Below are 3,082 nucleotides of genomic sequence, written 5' to 3'. Positions count from 1 at the left end.
GTTGCGTCCACTAAGCGAGTGCGATCGCATTCCGTTAAAATCGCTGAAATCATTGCGTAGTAAGTATTTCGCATTCTCGGATAAGTCTATTGAGCAATTGCATAAACAGGAGTTAAAACTGGTCGCTCCGCCAATCTTGGGAAGAGTAGAAAATGTAGAAATACCACTGTCATTTACTCAACAGCGTTTATGGTTTTTAGACCAGTTCGATCCGAACAGTGCTTTATACAATATCCCTTTTGCGTTGCGCCTAGTAGGAACTTTGCATCAAGTTGCGCTACAACAAAGCTTGCAACAAATTATTCAGCGTCACGAAGCTTTACGCACCAACTTCATCGCTATTGATGGAGAAGCAAGGCAAATTATTAGGGAACAGGAAGATATACCTTGGACAGTATCAAGTGTTGATTTGCAACATCTGCCTGCAAACGAGCAAGAAATAGCTGTACAGAAATTAACGCAACAGCAAGCTTTGCAACCCTTTAATCTAGCAAGCCAAGCATTAGTTAGGGCGACTTTACTGGTGCTGTCAGAGACAGAACACATCTTATTAATGTGTATGCACCACATTGTCTCAGATGGCTGGTCAATAGGTGTGTTTGTCCAAGAATTAACAGCTTTGTATAACACTTACGCTCAAGGTCAGCCTACCACTTTAGCACCACTACCGATTCAGTATGCAGATTTCGCCATTTGGCAGAGACAGTGGTTGCAAGGTGATGTACTTCAAAGCCAATTGGACTATTGGCAAAAACAACTCAAAAACGCACCCACTTTATTACCGCTTCCCACAGACCGACCTAGAGGGGCAGTGCAGACATTTGCAGGCGCACATCAAGAGTTTGCACTTTCTGTTGAGTTAACTCAAAAACTGACCAAACTCAGTCAACAGCAAGGTTGTACCCTCTTTATGACCTTGTTGGCAGCATTTGATACATTACTTTACCGTTACACAGGTGTGGCAGATATTTTGGTGGGAACACCAATTGCTAACCGCGATCGCAGTGAGATAGATGGGTTAATTGGCTTTTTTGTCAATACTTTAGTTTTGTGGACTGATTTATCAGGCGATCCTAGCTTTAACGAATTACTCACTCGTGTTCGGTTGATGGCAATGGATGCTTATGCTCATCAGCATTTGCCATTTGAAATGTTGGTAGAAGCATTGCAGCCAGAAAGAGACCTCAGCCATGCACCACTGTTTCAGGTAGATTTCCTGCTCCAAAACGATCCCCTATCAACTATAGAGTTGACTGGGCTAAATGTCAGTTCATTGCCAATAGACAGTGCAATGGCAAAATTTGATCTCACATTAGGAATGCAGAAGACTGCTACCGGACTGGTAGGTGCGTGGGAGTATAACACTGACTTGTTTGACCATAGTACCATCGAGCGGATGACTGGTCATTTCGTGACTCTGCTAGAAGCAGTTGTCAGCAATCCCCAAGAACGAATTGACCAATTGCCATTGTTAACAGCAGTTGAGCAACAGCAGTTATTGGCTGAATGGAACGATACTCAAGCCGATTACCCTAGAGATAAAGGTCTGCATCAATTATTTGAGCAACAGACAGAACTGACCCCTGATGCAGTAGCAGTGGTGTTTGATAATCAACAACTGACTTATCAACCAACAGTTAGAGGATTTTATGAACAGGGGTCAAACTGCGGTGACTAATGCTGTCAACCTTTCATTTTTTATGGTCAATTTGTCTCATTATCTTCTAGCTCAGTTCCGTCAAGATAATCCAGGCGAAGAGCATTGTTGATCTTCAGGCTTATTGTCGTGGTTTTCGATATGTTCGTGAAATGTTAAAAATGCTTCCAGAACCACCAGAGCCTATTTTATTATCCCAGATTTTTGCCAAGCTTACCTCTCTTGGTCGTATTCACAATGCTTCTACAGCCGTTTAACCCTCGTATTTTGGCTACAGTATTGCAACAGTTGAACACCCAAGCTAATCAATTAGCCCATTACTTAAAATCTCTGGGTGTCATGTCAGAGACTTTAGTAGGGATTTATTTAGAGCGATCGCTATCCATCATCGTCACATTATTAGCCGTCCTCAAAACCGGCGGCGGTTATGTTCCCCTAGACCCCGATTATCCTCAGCAGCGATTGGCTGACATATCAGAAGACGCGCAAGTTTCTGTGCTGATCACTCAGCAGAAATTGCTTAAATCCTTGCCAGTCCAAGGGGTGAAAGTCATTGAATATATACGACAACAACTAACGATAGTACATTAAGCTCCCAAAGGCGCACCCTACAATGTTCAAATTAACTTGATTTAATATGAACACCAAATCAACATTAATATATCAAGTAGGGGGTAGCTTACCTGTTGACACCCCTAGTTACGTTTACCGCCAAGCAGACGAAGAAATTTATCAAGTACTAAAAGCAGGGGAGTATTGTTATGTCTTAAACTCTCGACAGATGGGCAAGTCTAGCTTACGAGTGCGAACCATGCAAAGGTTGGAACAAGATGGGATTCGCTGTGCGACGATAGATATTACCGTCATTGGTTCCCAACAAGTTACGCCACAACAATGGTATGGTGGTTTAATAAGACATCTTGTCAACCGCTTTTTACTTTCAGAAGATTTTAACTTGCGAACATGGTGGAAAGAGCGAGAATTCCTTTCACCCGTACAATGTTGGGCAGAATTTATCGAACAAGTGCTGCTACAACAAATTTATGAAAATATAGTTATTTTTATTGATGAAATTGATAGTCTACTAGGATTCAGTTTTAAAGATGATTTCTTTGCTGCTATCCGCGCTTTTTATAACAACCGCACGGAAAAGCAAGAATACCAACGTTTGACTTTTGCACTGTTGGGTGTGGCAACTCCCTCAGATTTTATCGGTGATAAAAATCGCACACCTTTTAATATTGGTAGAGCAATTCAACTGTGTGGTTTTAAGTTAGAAGAAGCAACTCCTTTAGCGGCGGGATTGGTGGAACAGGTAGACAATACTCAAGCAGTGTTAGAAGAGATTTTGCAGTGGACAGGGGGACAACCCCAGGGGGAACGCATCTAAATTATATTGACAAAATACCGTATTAATGTATCAAC

General features: G+C 42.0%; 1 protein-coding gene and 3 pseudogenes. All 4 read left to right on the top strand.

Going from position 1 to position 3,082, the window contains the following annotated elements:
• Window positions 1–88: 88 nt before the first annotated feature.
• Window positions 89–1,678 (top strand): annotated as a pseudogene (locus tag HWQ37_RS00200) (condensation domain-containing protein); the annotation flags it as partial.
• A pseudogene (locus HWQ37_RS00195) lies at window positions 1,638–1,914 on the top strand (IS4 family transposase); the annotation flags it as partial. The pseudogenes HWQ37_RS00200 and HWQ37_RS00195, both read left to right, overlap by 41 nt.
• Window positions 1,915–1,939: 25 nt before the next feature.
• A pseudogene (locus HWQ37_RS00190) lies at window positions 1,940–2,212 on the top strand (AMP-binding protein); the annotation flags it as partial.
• 82 nt (window positions 2,213–2,294) lie between these two features.
• The gene (locus HWQ37_RS00185) at window positions 2,295–3,047 is read left to right on the top strand and encodes an AAA-like domain-containing protein (RefSeq protein ID WP_363318079.1); all 753 of its coding nucleotides are present in this window, start codon (window positions 2,295–2,297) and stop codon (window positions 3,045–3,047) included.
• Window positions 3,048–3,082 lie beyond the last annotated feature (35 nt).

It is taken from the genome of Nostoc sp. NMS4 (genome assembly GCF_017115095.1).
Lineage (GTDB): Bacteria > Cyanobacteriota > Cyanobacteriia > Cyanobacteriales > Nostocaceae > Nostoc.
The sequence above is the reverse complement of the archived record's forward strand: the minus strand, read 5'-3'. Positions and strand labels throughout refer to the sequence as shown.